The 13825-nt window shown below is 64.3% G+C and carries 10 protein-coding genes; 4 read left to right on the forward strand and 6 right to left on the reverse strand.

Going from position 1 to position 13825, the window contains the following annotated elements; translation table 11 throughout:
- The first annotated feature begins 145 nt into the window (after nucleotides 1-145).
- On the forward strand, nucleotides 146-3475 hold the full coding sequence (locus DCN14_RS05535) for a hypothetical protein (protein ID WP_143331623.1): 3330 nt from the start codon (nucleotides 146-148) through the stop codon (nucleotides 3473-3475).
- Between the two features lie 214 nt (nucleotides 3476-3689).
- On the forward strand, nucleotides 3690-4394 hold the full coding sequence (locus tag DCN14_RS05540; protein ID WP_096499290.1) for a hypothetical protein: 705 nt from the start codon (nucleotides 3690-3692) through the stop codon (nucleotides 4392-4394).
- Nucleotides 4395-4764: 370 nt separating this feature from the next.
- On the opposite strand, the gene DCN14_RS05545 is transcribed toward DCN14_RS05540, so the two are convergent.
- The 3 genes from DCN14_RS05545 to DCN14_RS05555 form a co-directional block, all read right to left on the reverse strand.
- Complete coding sequence (locus DCN14_RS05545; protein ID WP_096499288.1) at nucleotides 4765-5130, reverse strand: DUF1493 family protein; 366 nt, start codon at nucleotides 5128-5130, stop codon at nucleotides 4765-4767.
- Between the two features lie 95 nt (nucleotides 5131-5225).
- Nucleotides 5226-5948, reverse strand: a complete 723-nt coding sequence (locus DCN14_RS05550; protein WP_096499286.1) for a haloacid dehalogenase type II — start codon at nucleotides 5946-5948, stop codon at nucleotides 5226-5228.
- Nucleotides 5949-6181: 233 nt separating this feature from the next.
- The gene (locus tag DCN14_RS05555; protein ID WP_096499284.1) at nucleotides 6182-6820 is read right to left on the reverse strand and encodes a hydrolase; all 639 of its coding nucleotides are present in this window, start codon (nucleotides 6818-6820) and stop codon (nucleotides 6182-6184) included.
- A 257-nt stretch (nucleotides 6821-7077) separates the two neighbouring features.
- On the opposite strand from DCN14_RS05555, the gene DCN14_RS05560 reads away from it, so the two are divergent.
- Both DCN14_RS05560 and DCN14_RS05565 read left to right on the forward strand, forming a co-directional pair.
- A complete protein-coding gene (locus tag DCN14_RS05560; RefSeq protein ID WP_096499282.1) occupies nucleotides 7078-7974 on the forward strand; it encodes a LysR substrate-binding domain-containing protein in 897 nt (298 codons plus the stop codon).
- A gap of 437 nt (nucleotides 7975-8411) precedes the next feature.
- The gene (locus DCN14_RS05565; RefSeq protein WP_096499280.1) at nucleotides 8412-10664 is read left to right on the forward strand and encodes an EAL domain-containing protein; all 2253 of its coding nucleotides are present in this window, start codon (nucleotides 8412-8414) and stop codon (nucleotides 10662-10664) included.
- Between the two features lie 58 nt (nucleotides 10665-10722).
- Here DCN14_RS05565 and DCN14_RS05570 read toward each other — a convergent pair whose 3' ends face one another.
- From DCN14_RS05570 to DCN14_RS05580, 3 genes are all read right to left on the reverse strand, one after another.
- On the reverse strand, nucleotides 10723-11823 hold the full coding sequence (locus DCN14_RS05570) for a diguanylate cyclase (protein WP_096499278.1): 1101 nt from the start codon (nucleotides 11821-11823) through the stop codon (nucleotides 10723-10725).
- Nucleotides 11824-11877: 54 nt separating this feature from the next.
- A complete protein-coding gene (locus DCN14_RS05575; protein ID WP_096499276.1) occupies nucleotides 11878-12882 on the reverse strand; it encodes a chemotaxis response regulator protein-glutamate methylesterase in 1005 nt (334 codons plus the stop codon).
- Between the two features lie 404 nt (nucleotides 12883-13286).
- A complete protein-coding gene (locus tag DCN14_RS05580) occupies nucleotides 13287-13511 on the reverse strand; it encodes a hypothetical protein (protein ID WP_011355611.1) in 225 nt (74 codons plus the stop codon).
- Nucleotides 13512-13825 lie beyond the last annotated feature (314 nt).

Here is a 13825-nt window from a genome sequence, read left to right on the forward strand (position 1 = left end):
TGCGGCATAGCTCGCGATAGCGACGTGTTTAGGGCCTGCCGACAGACGATCAACGGAAGGTCAATGGACCGGCGAGACAACGCAATGTTGCTTTGCAGCAATTAGCCGAATGAATACTCCCGAAGCCCTCATGGAATAGCCGAGCATGTCGAACCCAAATCATAAGAGCCACGGACCTGAGGCTGCCCCGGATCCTGTCAGCTACATGCGTACCCGACGTCCCAGCGAGTATTCGGACTCTGAACTGGCATCCTCGCTAGAGTTGACACAAGGTTTCCTTGAATATCACCTTGAAACGCTCACGAGCCGCAGCCAAGAAACCGAATTCGCCTACTTTGCGCGCCGTCTTGCGGAGAAGGAAATCTGCCCTAACTTGCGTCCCCAAACGGGGCCGACCGGTGGGGGCGATAGCAAAGCAGACAGTGAGACGATTCCTGTATCTGGTGAACTGGCAGAGCTGTGGGTGGGTAGCGATCCTGCCGCTGCGCATGAGCGATGGGCGTTTGCATTCAGTGCGAAAAAGGACTGGAAATCCAAGGTCCGCAGCGACGTCCGCAATATTGCATCGACGAACCGTGGCTACACCCGGATCTACTTTATTACGAACCAATTTGCGCCAGACAAGTCTCGGGCTGAAAGTGAAGACACGCTCTCCAGGGAAACCGGGATACGGGTCGTTATCCTGGACCGTTCTTGGATTACCAATGCGGTGATCGAAAACGGGAGGGTAGATATCGCGATTGAAGCTCTCAAGATCGAAGATCTTCGTCCTCTCGTTGAAAGGAAAATCGGTCCAGCAGACTTGGAACGTCGACAGGAACTCGACGAACTCGAAAAGGCGATCGCTGATCCTGACTACTATCAGGGTGCACGGTACCAACAGGCTGAAGACGCGTTGCGAGCGGCGATTCTTGCGCGCGGTCTGGGCCGGCCGAGAACCGAAATCGACGGTCTTTTCATCCGCGCTGAGCGGATTGCAAACACGTCCGAGAACGTCAAGCAGCGGTTGAGAATTGCCTATAACTATGCGTGGACGGTTGTCTTCTGGTTCAACGACCTGCAGCAGTTGAATGTGCTTTACGATACTGTGGAGGCGTTCGGTCTCAGTTCCATGCACATGGAAGATGTCGAACTGGTCATGAATCTTTGGATGGTTCTTTCCAGCCAAGTTCAGCGTAAGGTCATTTCTGGAGCCGATGCCAAAATCGAAGCACGGCGAAATAGCCTGACCACCGCACTGGAGCGCCTCGCCTCGGAAAGCATGCGCCCCAACAATGCGCTTCAAGCACGTACAGCCCTTGTCTTTCTTGCCATGCACGATGTGATGGTCGAGGGAGTGCCAGAGGCGCGTGGAGACATTTGGAAAGCGCTTTCGCAGATCGTGGTGGATGCGGAAAATCTCGGGGACTATCCCTTCGAACGGCTGGCGAAGCTCATCGAGGAAATCAGCGCGCTTGGCGTTGACGATGAGGAGTTTGACCAACTGTTTGAATCGGTAGTTGCTGCGCTGGAAAAACGTCGCGGCGAGGCAGCTGGCGCAGGGATGCTTCGCGAGCGTGGCATAAAAAAGCTGGAGGCGGGCAAGCCTTATGAAGCCATCAGTCTGCTCGGTCGTGCGATGGAGCGCTTCGTTAAACGCGAACACCGCCACGATCTGATTTTCTGTCTGGTGACGTTGTATCACGCATACCTTGAGGTCGGTCTGCTTTGGGCCGCGCGTTGTTGTGCCTTGTCCGCGTGTGAGCGGTGTTTAGCCTATTTCGCGGAGGAGGGTAGGCTCCTGCCTTTGGCACTCACCTGCGTTCGTAAGCTCACCGAGGTCGAATTGCGTCTAGGGCGCATCGCACATACGCTCACTACAATCGAACTCGAAAAGATGCTCGCGCCGCAACTCATGCTTCGGGACGATCGACTCGAGAGTTTCAATGAACATCTGACGACGTCGGAGTGCATGCTGGGCATACTAATGCTTGCTTCCTCGTTGCCACAACTAAAGGAGATGGGCGGACTACCCGAGGTGCTCGAAGCGCAAGGTCTGTTTATGGCGAAGGGCTTCCTCCTATACGCGCTAGGCTACCGTGACGAATTGCGCAATGAAGGTTTCACCGAAGAGCGCTGGTCGGATGATGATATCGACAGCTTCATGTGCAAGGCTTTCGGCCAGCCAGGCCGCCTGCAGATGCCTGAGCGGCCCCAGATCGAAGCTGGTTCGCGCGTCAATTACCATTCCACGGTATTGGGATGCCACATCAGCATTGAAGCTCCCGCTACAACCGATGGCATCTCGACGGCTGAGGCGGTTCTCGCAACCATAGAGGCGTTCTTTGCGACTAGTCTCAATGAGCGGGTCATGCCCTACCGCCCAACGGCAAGGATCGTGGTCGAGCCGGTAGATCACCTTGCCGAAGGACTGAGGGTATCGAAAGGCGAGACGGATGACGAAGCTTTCCTGCTCGTGCAGTACGCTACACCTCCGCAAGTCGCGACGCCCGAAATGCGAAAGCAGTTTCGCGATGGTCTGATGGCTGTTGTACTGCACTTCATCATTCATATCGCAGTCGTCGAGGACCCGGATCGCTACATGGACCGGATCGCTGGCGAAGAGCGTGGCTTCGCCAGAGCGCTCATCTATGCCGAGACCTCGCTCACGCAGGAAAACGTGTTTGGCTCGGGCGCTAAGGTACTTGTTAATGACTGGCAGCCGCCTGCTGACGCGCGCCAGTTTCCGTTGAAGCGCGCTCACGAATGGAGCGACGATGTCGAGATCACGCAGCTTCCATTATCTGCCGATGATAGCGTTGAGCCAACTGCCCCGGCTGATCTGCGTTCATTCTTCGACCGGAAGCTGGAGAGTCAACCGCATTCCAGCCGCCGGATCATCTCTCTGATCGATATCCCGCTATGGAATCAAGCAAAGTGGCGGGCGGTATTCTATTTTTATGACCCGTCACAGGCACCCCTTCCGGTTTTCTGCCTCGGCTACGCCGAAAAGGAAGCCGCCCAGAAGATCTTCAGCGGTTGGCAGAAACAGTTTGGCAAGCACGACACGAACAACGAAATACGAGTGGTGATACTGAGGGGCATCATGCGGAGCAACCCTGCCGCCTATCGTGTGTTCATCACCGGCAACGTTAGATCAGATGGCAGTGCTGAAATCATCGTATCGGTGGGGAGACATCAGACGATGACACCATCTACGACGGCAAATCTCGATATGTTCCTTAAAGCAGTTTCCGGGGGCGGTAGTTATCTTCTTGCCCCCGCCCATTTTGTGTCCAGCGACCAGTTCCCCGATGTGGGATTTGGCGTTGCAATCCAGAAGGACGAGATCGTCGTGAGGCAAGCATGGGAGATTGGGCCAAACGACATAGATTCAGGTGCCATCCTAGCCGACGACGACCCTGTTATTCCGTCTAACGCTAAGAACCCGCCTGTCAGGGAACTTTTGCAACTGAAAGCCAGCCTCAAGACGTGATCGGGCTGAACGCGAGGCGAGGCTTCATCGTTGGCTCGGAGTCCCATATCAGACGCTTGACATTCAGTGGCCGATTCCTGAGCGCAACCGCCCTCCAAATGTCTGTGCGACTGTGTCCGCGTATGACGCTTCCTGGCCGATTGTCGCCGACACGATCCGGCTGAATCGTTAAAATCCGCCCGGATACCCCCTTCGACAGCGTCGAATTCGAGACATGCTGACTTCCTATTTCTGGAGCGGCGACGCCATCCGCAGTCGACGCGTAAGTGACATCGTTCTATCTGGCACGGTCGACGTGCCCGTTCCCTCCGCACGCGTGCTTGCAGACTGGGAAAGAGAAACATCGTCGCGGCTCGTCCTGGAACCCGGGGACGTCGAGGCCATGCCTTTGGCGCGAACGCAAGCGCGCTGGCCGGACTACAAGCGCTGCGTGCAGGCAATGTCCGACTGGACGTGCGCACTCGGGCTGCCCACCGTGCTTGCCTCCAGTGACGTAGCCCTCATGGCTTGTCGCGGCGCGAAGTACCACCATGACGGCGCGCAATATGGCGGTGCGGCCTTCTGCAATCTCTTCCTGAGCGAGGACCAGGGGCTGGACTTGCATTTTCCCTCTACGGGCCATCGCATTCCCCTGACCCGGGGGACAGCTGTGATATTCGATACCGGCCAGCCTCATGGCGTCATTCAGCGCAGCAGTAGCGGCTTTAATGCGGTCGACTTCGCGGCGGATCAGGATTGCATCCAGATATTCCTGACCTGGGAGCTTCCCATCGAAGACGCCCATGTCGGGCAAGCACTTGAGGTAGTCTTCGACATCGACCCTTCGACCGCGCTGCACCTGGATGAGGAGCAAGTCTGGTCGAACGGCGCACCCGCCGCTGTGTGCCCGGAATCGGGTCGCTGGTACCGGGTTGACTGATTGTTCGGGTCGCACCTTGGCGTTGCCGTGGCACGCTGGACAGACTTCTGTTCAGCACGATGGACGCAAGCAGCGAGCGCCATTGGGCTAACGTCAGCGATTTCAGCCTTTGCAATCGAACGGATGACGCGGCGCCGCCACGCCGCAAAGTACCGGGCCATCTCTAAAAGTTCGGCGAAGTGATCGCTGCCGGCAGTCTGGCGCTTGTCAATGATCGACGGCGCACGACCCGTTGCGGACGATCGACTTGGCTGAACGCCGACGTTCCTCCCCCGCATTCCGCGATGAACCAAAAATTTCGCAAAACGTAATTACATTTCCGCCAGCGAAAAGGGCCGGTCAGCAGATCGACCGGCCCCTCCCATCACGATCACTTCCCTGCCGAAGCCACAATCGAGTCCGTGTCCCACTTCCCGCGTCGCGTTGCTTCGGCCAGCATTCCCAGGGTCAGCGGCCGTCGCTCCGGCTGGCGCAGTCGCTTCATGAACAGCCCGATGAGCGACGACAGCAGTTCCTGACCTTCGGGGCCGAAATAGCGCCGGTACGGGAACCGTTGGGCGTCGACGCCGAACGTCTCTGCCCACTTGTCGATGAATTCCACCCCATCCAGGCCAGAGACGCCGAGGTCCTGCTCAAGCCTGGATTTCGGCTGCAGCTTTAGCTTGCCGCCCAACAGCGGCCGACCGAGTTCCTCGCGCGTGAAGGCTTCCAGGCGTTCCCAGGTATCGTCTTTCATGGTTCAGAGCACCCGGTCTTAGGGTTTCACGATGCGGTTGCAGGTCGACATGGTGTTGCGCATGATCAGGAACGCGCCGAGGCCCCGGCCGGCACTCACCCCGCACACCCGAGCCGGTCCGCGAGTTCATTCAAGTCCTTAACATCGAAATCCCACGCGTCGTCCGCTTTCAGGTCGGTCGTCTGGGCAGGCCCGTGTTCGGTCGGGCGCAGCACGAACGCGGTGGACAGCCCCAGTTGCCGCGCGGCGGCGAGATCGCCGTTGTGCGCGGCGACCAGGCACAGCTCGGCCGGCGCGATGCCGAGAATCTCGACCGCGTCGGTATAGACCTTCGGCGACGGCTTGTACGCGTGCGCGACTTCCGCGCCGAGAATCGCGTCCCACGGCAGGCCCGCGTGTTTCGCGACGTCGATCATCAGCCGGATATTGCCGTTCGACAGCGGGGCGATCACATAGCGCCGTTTCAGGCGCTGCAGCGCCGCGACGGCATCCGGCCACGGATCGAGCCGGTGCCACGCGAGGGTGAGCGCATCGATCTCCGTATCGGGCACGCCGTCGACGCCGTAGCGATCGAGCGTGCGCACGAGGTTCTCGCGATGCAGCACGTCGAGCCGCACGTAGCGCCTGCGTCCGCTGCGGATTTCTTCCATCGACGGCGAATACTCTCGCCGCCACGTATCGGCGAATTCGAACGGGTCGAGCGCCGGCGCATGGCGGGCGAGGAACGCGGCGGCATCGCGCGCGACACCGTTTCTCCAGTCGACGATCGTTCCGAATACATCGAAAACGAGCGCCTTGATCTCGGCAGGATTCGTCATGTGATTCCGTGAAGGTCGAACGAGGGGAAGGCGGCACGCGGTGTTGCTGCAATGCGCGATGCCGAGTCACACATTGAATCACGGATCGAAAAACGCGGCTGGCCGCGAGGCGCCGTGTGGTTGCCGGCGAACTGTCACGTGGCCTGGATGTACAGGCACCCGCCCGGGCCGTGCGGCTCGGGCGGGGCGGTTCATGTCACGCGGATTGCGTACAGGCGGGATACAGGCGGGACTCAGCTCTTGTCGTACGAGAACTGGATGCCCGCGGTGCCGCCGGTCTGGATGAACAGGTCGACGAACGCGGGGACGGTTGCGCTGCGCGCCCAGTCGCGCTGCAGTTCGCAGAACAATTGCGCGACGCTGATCATCTGGCCGCCGGCCTGCTCGATGCGGCGCAGCGCGGCCTCGTGCGCGGCCACCGACGTGCCGCCGACCGCGTCGACGACCACGTAGACCTCGTAGCCGGCCTTCAGCGCGTCGAGCGCGGGGAAGGTCAGGCACGCCTCGGTCCACAGCGCGGTCATGACGAGTTTCTTGCGGCCGGTGGCTTCGACGGCCTTGCGGAACTCGACGTCCTCCCACGAGTTGATGCTGGTGCGGTCGTAGGTCGGATAGCCTTCGAGCGCGGCGCGCAGTTGCGGGATCGGCGGCTTGTTCAGGCCGGTCTTCACGTTGACGGTAGAGTGGACGATCGGCAGGCCGTAAGCGACGGCGGCCTTCGATGCGCCGACGATGTTGTTGATCAGCAACTGGCGATCCATCGAGGCGATGGAGTTCACCTGGACCGGCTGGTAATCGATGACGATGAACGCCGCGTTCTGCGGGGTGAGCAGGTGGTCGTTCGCGGGATCGCGAATCGGTTCGCTTGCCATGGTTGCCTCCAGAGACAGAGCAGGAAGTGAGAAAAATCCCGAGGGTCCGGGGTGGCGCGGCCGCGATGTCGGGATCGTCGTCGCGGCGGACGAGTGCGCCAGGCCCGGTCAATCGATTCGATGCGCGATGCGCCCGTCCGGCATATTTCCGGGCCGCCGCGATCCAGTCGATCCACGTTGAATCAGGATGCTATGCGCGCAACAACCGGCTTTCCAGTCCCGTAGAATGCCGTCAGTGTTCTATGGGTGGAACAATCATGGATGACCTGAACGACCTCTACTATTTCGTGAAGGTGGTCGAGCACGGCGGGTTCACGCAGGCGGGGCGCGCGCTGGGCATCCCGAAGTCGACGCTGAGCCGGCGCATCGCCGCGCTGGAGGCGCAATACGACGTGCGGCTGCTGCAGCGGACGACGCGTCATTTCACGGTCACGGAAACGGGCCGCGAATTCTACGAGCGCTGTCTCGCGGTGCTCGTCGAAGCCGATGCGGCGCGCGAGGTGATCGAGCGTCAGCACGCGGAGCCGCGCGGCATCGTGCGCGTGAGTTGCCCGACCGCGCTGCTCGAATATCGCGTGAGCGAGCTCATCGCGCGTTTCATGGCGCTTCATCCGCGGGTGCACGTGCATCTCGAAGCGACCAACCGTCGCGTCGACCTGCTGAGCGAAGGCTTCGACCTCGCGCTGCGCGTACGCTTTCCGCCGCTGGAGGACAGCGATCTCGTGATGCGCATTCTCGGCGACAGCCCGCAGCGGCTGGTGGCCGCGCCGCAATGGCTGGCCAGGCGCGGGGCGCCGCTGACGGATCCGGCCGGGCTGGCGGGCGAACCGAGCCTCGACTGGGGGCCGGCGCGGCATCACGTGTGGCAACTGGTCGGGCCGAACGGCGAGCACGCGCAACTGCGTCACCACCCGCGCTATATCTCCGACGACATGCACGCGCTGCGCGACGCGGCGATTCACGGCGTCGGCATCGTGCAACTGCCGTGCATGGCGATCGACGACGACCTGCGCGACGGCACGCTGATCGACGTGCTGCCGGGATGGGCGCCGAAAGGCGGCGTGATTCACGCGGTGTTTCCGTCGCGGCGCGGGCTGCTGCCGCGCGTGCGGTTGCTGATCGATTTCCTCGCCCAACATATTCGCAAGGATTGACGGCGGCGGCGCGGGCCGCCGCTTTTACCGCCGCCCGTTCGGCCCGCTCGGCGGTGCTTGCGGATCGTCGGGCACGCCTTTTCGCCGCAGCGTGGGCAATTCCCCGGGCATCCGCGCGCTGCCGCAGCAGGGCGGCATCGTGTCGTTGAACAGCGTGGCGGCGCGCGCGTAACCCGGCGACGCCGAATGATGCGGCGCGGCGCAACCATCGGACGAATCGGGGGTTCGGCGCGTGCGGTTGCGACCGCGCGTAAGCCCTGATGCGCGCGGATGCGCCGGTGCGCACGGATTGGTGTTAAATGTACGTTCGCGCATCAGCTGGGCGCGCGATCGGGGGTGCACCGGGACTCGGCGTAAACCCGGAGGGGCACACGGCACGAAGGATTTCTAACGAATCGGGCGCAACAGACCCGGTCGGATTGACGGCAGGATTCATCTTGAATACCGAACCGCAAAGTTCTCGCTACAGCCTGGGGCTCGCCGCGGAAGTCCTCGCGTCCGAGCAGAGCGTGCTGAGACTGATCACGCGCAATACCCCGCTGCCGGAGTTGCTCGTCGAGGTCTGCCGGCGCGCCGAGGCGTTGCTCGGCGATGGCGCGTCCTGCACGATCCTGCTGCTCGACCCGGACGGCGCGCACGTGCGGGTGGGCGCCGCGCCGTCCTTGCCTGCCCAGTACAGCACCGCGATCGACGGCGCGCCGATCGGCCCCGCCGCGGGCTCGTGCGGCACGGCGATGTACCGGCGCCGGATGGTCGCCGTCGAAGACATCGAAACCGATCCGCTGTGGGCCGACTACCGCTCGTTCGCGTTGCCGCTCGGGCTGCGCGCGTGCTGGTCGGTGCCGTTCGAGGACGAAGCCGGCAGCGTGCTCGGCGCGTTCGCCGTCTATTACCGCACGCCGCGCCGGCCGAGCGACGAGGAAACCGACCTGCTGCGCGACATCGGCAACAGCGTCGGCCTCGCCGTGCATCAGGACCGGATCGCGCGGCAGCTCGCACTGAGCGAGGAACATCACCGTCTGGTCGTCAACAGCCTGAGCGAAGGCATTCTCGTCGTGTCGCGCAACGGCATGGTGGTCGCGAGCAATCCGAGCGCGAACCGGATGATGCGCACGCAGGGCGACCTCGTCGGCCGGCGGCTGTCGACGGTGATCCTGTACAAGCTGCGCGAGGACGGCACGCCGATCCCGCCCGACGACTGGCCGAGCCGGCGCGTGTTGGCGACGGCCGCGCCGCTGCTCGACTACACGGTCGGCTTCGGGCTCGCGGACGGCGACGTCATCTGGGTGCGCGGCAACGCGGTGCCGATCGTGAAGCCGGGCGAGACGCAGCCCGAATCGGTGCTCGTGTCGTTCCACGACATCGGCCCCGTGCGCGAAGCGCAGCAGCAGTTGCGCTACATGGCGACGCGCGATGCGCTGACGGGCCTGTACAACCGGCGCTGGCTGTCCGACCGGATGCGCGAATTGTTCGGCAAGCGCGACGCCGCGGCCGGGCCCGCGCGGGTCGCGATCCTGTTCATCGATCTGGTCGGTTTCAAGAAGGTCAACGACACGGCCGGCCACGACGCGGGCGACGCGCTGCTGCGCAGCGTCGCCGCGCGGCTCGCGGCATGCGCGGGCGGCCGGTATTCGCTCACGCGCGTCGGCGGCGACGAGTTCGTGATCCTGGTCGACGACTGCGACGATCCGGACGGGCTCGCCGTGCTCGCGCGCGAGGTGATCGATACGATCGCGAAGCCGTTCGCGATCGCGAACAACGAGTACTGGCTCGGCGTGTCGATCGGGATCAGCGTCGCGCCGCGCGACGGGGACGACGCCGTCACGCTGATGCGCAACGCCGACTCGGCGATGTACGACGCGAAGCAGCGCGGCCGCAACCATTTCACGTTCTTCACCGCGCAACTGAACCTGCGCCTGCAGCGCCGCTTCGCGATCGAGCAGTCGCTGCGGCGCGCGCTCGCGTCGGACACGCTGCGGCTCGCCTACCAGCCGGTCGTCGACGCGCGCAGCGGCCGCACGGTCGGCGCCGAAGCGCTGCTGCGCTGGACGAGCCCGGAACTCGGGCCGATGTCGCCGGCGGAGTTCATCCCGGTCGCGGAAGATACCGGGCTCATCGTCGCGATCGGCCAGTGGGTGCTCGAAACCGCGTGCCGGCAGGCCGCCGAATGGCGCCGCACGATCGCGCCGGACCTGATGCTGGCGGTCAACCTGTCGCCTCGGCAATTCCACGAAGGGCTCGTCGAGTCGGTCGACCGCTGCCTCGCGCAGACGCAGCTCGACCCGGGTGCGCTCGAACTCGAGATTACCGAGGGCGTATTGATGAACGACACGGATACCGTGCTGCCGATGCTCGAGGCGCTCACCGACATGAACGTGCGGATCTCGGTCGACGACTTCGGCACCGGCTATTCGTCGCTCGCATACCTGAAGCGCTTTCCGCTGCACAACCTGAAGGTCGACCGCTCGTTCGTGTCGGGCGTGCCCGATCATCGCGATTCCGTCGCGATCACGCAGGCGGTGGTCGCGATGGCGCACTCGCTCGGGATGAAGGTCACCGCGGAAGGCGTGGAGACCGAAGCGCAGTCGTGGTTCCTGCAGCAGATCGGCTGCGACATGCAGCAGGGCTACCTGTTCAGCCGGCCGCTCGACCCGACCGACTACGCGCGCCGGCTCGCGGCCGCCGCTTAGGTCGCCGCTTAGGTCGCCGCTTAGGTCGCCGCTTAGGTCGCGCGGGCCGCGCGGGCGTTCAGACGAAACCGCCGGTGCCCGGCGGGAAGGGCGGGAAAGGGGGCGCCGGCGTCGCATCGACCGCCACGCGGTTCTTGCCGTCGTGTTTCGCGCGATACAGCGCGCGATCGGCCGCTTCGATCAGCGACGTCGTCGGCACGTCGGGCGCCGGCACGACGGTCGCGCCGCCGATGCTGATCGTCACGTAGCGGCCCGTCGACGAATGCACGTGTTCGAGCCGCAGCGCCTGGACCGCGAGGCGGATCTTCTCGCCGAGCAGCCGCGCGGCGCCCGGCGACGTCGACGGCATCACGACCGCGAATTCCTCGCCGCCGAAGCGCGCGGCCAGATCGCCGGACTGCCCGAGACAGCGCTCGATGGTGGCCGCGATCTGCTTGAGCACGCTGTCGCCCGATACGTGTCCGTACGTGTCGTTGTACAGCTTGAAATTGTCGACGTCGATCATCAGCAGCGACAGCTCGCCGCGTTCCTGCGCGACGCGTCGCCATTCGGCGGCCAGGTATTCGTCGAGGTAGCGCCGGTTCGACAGCCCGGTCAGCCCGTCCGAATGCGTGAGCCGCCGCAGTTCGAGATTGGCTTCGAGCAGTTGCTGCTGCGATTGCCGCAGCGCGCGATAGGCCTCGTCGCGTTGCAGCAGGTTGATGTACGAGCGCGAGTGGTAGCGGATCCGCGCGACGAGCTCGATGCGGTCGGGCAGCTTCACGAGGTAGTCGTTCGCGCCGGCCGCGAACGCGGCGCTCTTGATCACCGGCTCTTCCTGCGTCGACAGCACGATGATCGGCACGTCGCGCGTCGCCGGATTCGCGCGGTACGCCCTCACGAGGCTCAACCCGTCGGTGCCCGGCATCACGAGATCCTGCAGGATCACGGTCGGCCGCGTCTCGATCGCGGTGGCCATCGCGTCGTCCGAGCGCGGGCAGTAGTGGAAGTCGATGCTGTCCTCGTCGACGAGCGCGCGCCGCACGGCTTCCGCGACGATCGTCTGGTCGTCGACGAGCAGGACCATCGCCGGGACGTCGGCGGCCGGCGCATGGCGTGCGTGCGCGGCGTCGGCTGCCGCATGCGGGTCGCCCGGCGGGCGGGTCGGGTCGCGGGTCATGACCGGGGCCGCGTTGCGCAGCGGCTGCGGTGGAGGAGGCGGGGCGTCATCGGTTCAGATCCGCGCGAGTGCAGTCAGCTCGCCCGCGATGCGTTCGAGCGGCAGGATCGCGCGCGCCGCGCCCAGTGTGGCGGCCGCCTTCGGCATGCCGTATACGGCGCTCGTCGCCTCGTCCTGCGCGATCGTGTGATAGCCCTTCATCCGCAGCGCCTTCAGGCCGATCGCGCCGTCGCGCCCCATGCCCGTCAGCAGCACGCCGATCACGCGGCCCGGCCAGTGTTCGGTCAGGCTGTTGAAGAACACGTCGACCGACGGCCGGTATGGCGTGGCGGCCGGTTCGCGCGTGTATTCGAGCGTGCCGGCGCGCGTGATGCGCAGATGATCGTCGGTCGCGGCGAGCAGCGCGACGCCCGGCTGCGGGCGGTCGCCTTCGCGCGCGACGCGCACCGCCAGCTGCGTCTGGCCGTCGAGCCATTGCGCCATGCCTTCGGCGAAGGCGCGATCGACGTGCTGCACGATCACGATCGGCGCGCGGAAGTCGGCCGGCAGGCTGCCGAGGATCGAAGCGAGCGCGCCGGGCCCGCCGGCGGATGCGCCGATCGCGATCAGCGGGCCGCCGTCCGCGCGTGCGGTCGTGCCGGTTGCGCGCACGCCGCCGGGCGCATCGAGCAGGCGGCCGATCTGGTCGATCTTCGCGAGCAGCAGCCGGGTGGTGTCGCCGGCTTCGCCTTCGCCGAGGCGCGGCGTGTCGACCGCGTCGAGCGCGCCGGCGCCCATCGCCTCGAACACGCGCCACGCGTTCGCGCCGATGCAGTTCGTCACGATCAGGATCGCGCACGGGCGCCCGGAGCGCATGATCCGCCGCGTCGCCTCGATCCCGTCGCACTTCGGCATGATCAGGTCCATCAGCACGACGTCGGGCGGCTGCAGGGCACACAGTTCGACGGCCTGCGCGCCGTCGGTCGCGACCCACAGCACACGGTGCTCGGGACGTCGCGCGATCGCGCGGCGCATCGCCTCGACGGCAAGCGGGAGGTCGTTGACGATGCCGATGTTCACAAGCGGGATACTCCGGTCGGTTCGTAGTGTTGGAGGTGGGCCGGGTTCATGGAAGGCGGTGCCGGTCCGGCGCCGGTGGCAGCATCGGCGGACGGACGGCACGGAATTCTTTTCGGTTGGCGACGCCCGCATGCTGTCATGCGCCGCGAGCGGCGGCAATCGAAAAAATTGCGCATTGCGTCGATTCCGACCCTTTCCTCTATCGACGCCGCACTTCGGGTGCCGTCCACGCGGGCAGACAGCCATGTGTAAGGTCATGCGGCGGTGCGGAAGCGGGCCATCGTTGAACGTTTCAGTGGTGATTTTCACGCTGCGGCGATGCAGGCCGAGCACGCACGCATGCGCGGGCGACCCGGCCGCACAGCCAGCGCGCCGCGAACCGCGCAATGCGCACGGTCAGCCGTTCAATGGCTGCGCGCGTACCCCTGGATCAGCGCGCGCATCATCCCTTCGACGGTCGCATCGAGCAGATCGGTTTCCTGCTCGGATTCCTCGACGAGCGCGGCGTACGCGGTGGCGAGCGTCACGCGGTCGACTTCATGGCGCTGCTCCATCAGCGTGACCATGCCGTCCTTCGCCAGATGCGCGGAGAATGCGCGGCTGCCGATGGTCTGGAATACGTCAATCATGGCGGCTCTCCCGTACGTTGCCGATGCTTTCCAGTTTAGTCGGCGTACCCGCGCTTCGCCACGGGCGGCAGGGCGGGAGCAACGACGAAACGGCGAGGAAGCGGCGAGGAAGCGGCGTCCGTCGCGCGCATCGGGATTGTTCCGACGAAACCGCTATCCGGCATGCGGCGCGTGCAATGCCGCGTCAGGTTCAACGTTTACCCGAAACATCAAATTGTCGACTTTTTATCGATAAAGTCTCGTGTTAGATTTTGCGGCCTGAATCCGGTCGAAACCGGGCAGGGGGCGCCCGTCACGGCGCCGCGCATTCGACA

Source organism: Burkholderia sp. IDO3 (assembly GCF_003366075.1).
Lineage (GTDB): Bacteria > Pseudomonadota > Gammaproteobacteria > Burkholderiales > Burkholderiaceae > Burkholderia > Burkholderia anthina.

What these genes read in the sequence shown, in the direction of transcription:
- DCN14_RS05540 (WP_096499290.1), top strand. Translation starts at nt 3,690, where the DNA reads ATGCTGACTTCCTATTTCTGGAGCGGCGACGCCATCCGCAGTCGACGC.
- DCN14_RS05545 (WP_096499288.1), bottom strand. Translation starts at nt 5,130, where the DNA reads ATGAAAGACGATACCTGGGAACGCCTGGAAGCCTTCACGCGCGAGGAA.
- DCN14_RS05580 (WP_011355611.1), bottom strand. Translation starts at nt 13,511, where the DNA reads ATGATTGACGTATTCCAGACCATCGGCAGCCGCGCATTCTCCGCGCAT.
- DCN14_RS05560 (WP_096499282.1), top strand. Translation starts at nt 7,078, where the DNA reads ATGGATGACCTGAACGACCTCTACTATTTCGTGAAGGTGGTCGAGCAC.
- DCN14_RS05550 (WP_096499286.1), bottom strand. Translation starts at nt 5,948, where the DNA reads ATGACGAATCCTGCCGAGATCAAGGCGCTCGTTTTCGATGTATTCGGA.
- DCN14_RS05535 (WP_143331623.1), top strand. Translation starts at nt 146, where the DNA reads ATGTCGAACCCAAATCATAAGAGCCACGGACCTGAGGCTGCCCCGGAT.
- DCN14_RS05570 (WP_096499278.1), bottom strand. Translation starts at nt 11,823, where the DNA reads ATGACCCGCGACCCGACCCGCCCGCCGGGCGACCCGCATGCGGCAGCC.
- DCN14_RS05555 (WP_096499284.1), bottom strand. Translation starts at nt 6,820, where the DNA reads ATGGCAAGCGAACCGATTCGCGATCCCGCGAACGACCACCTGCTCACC.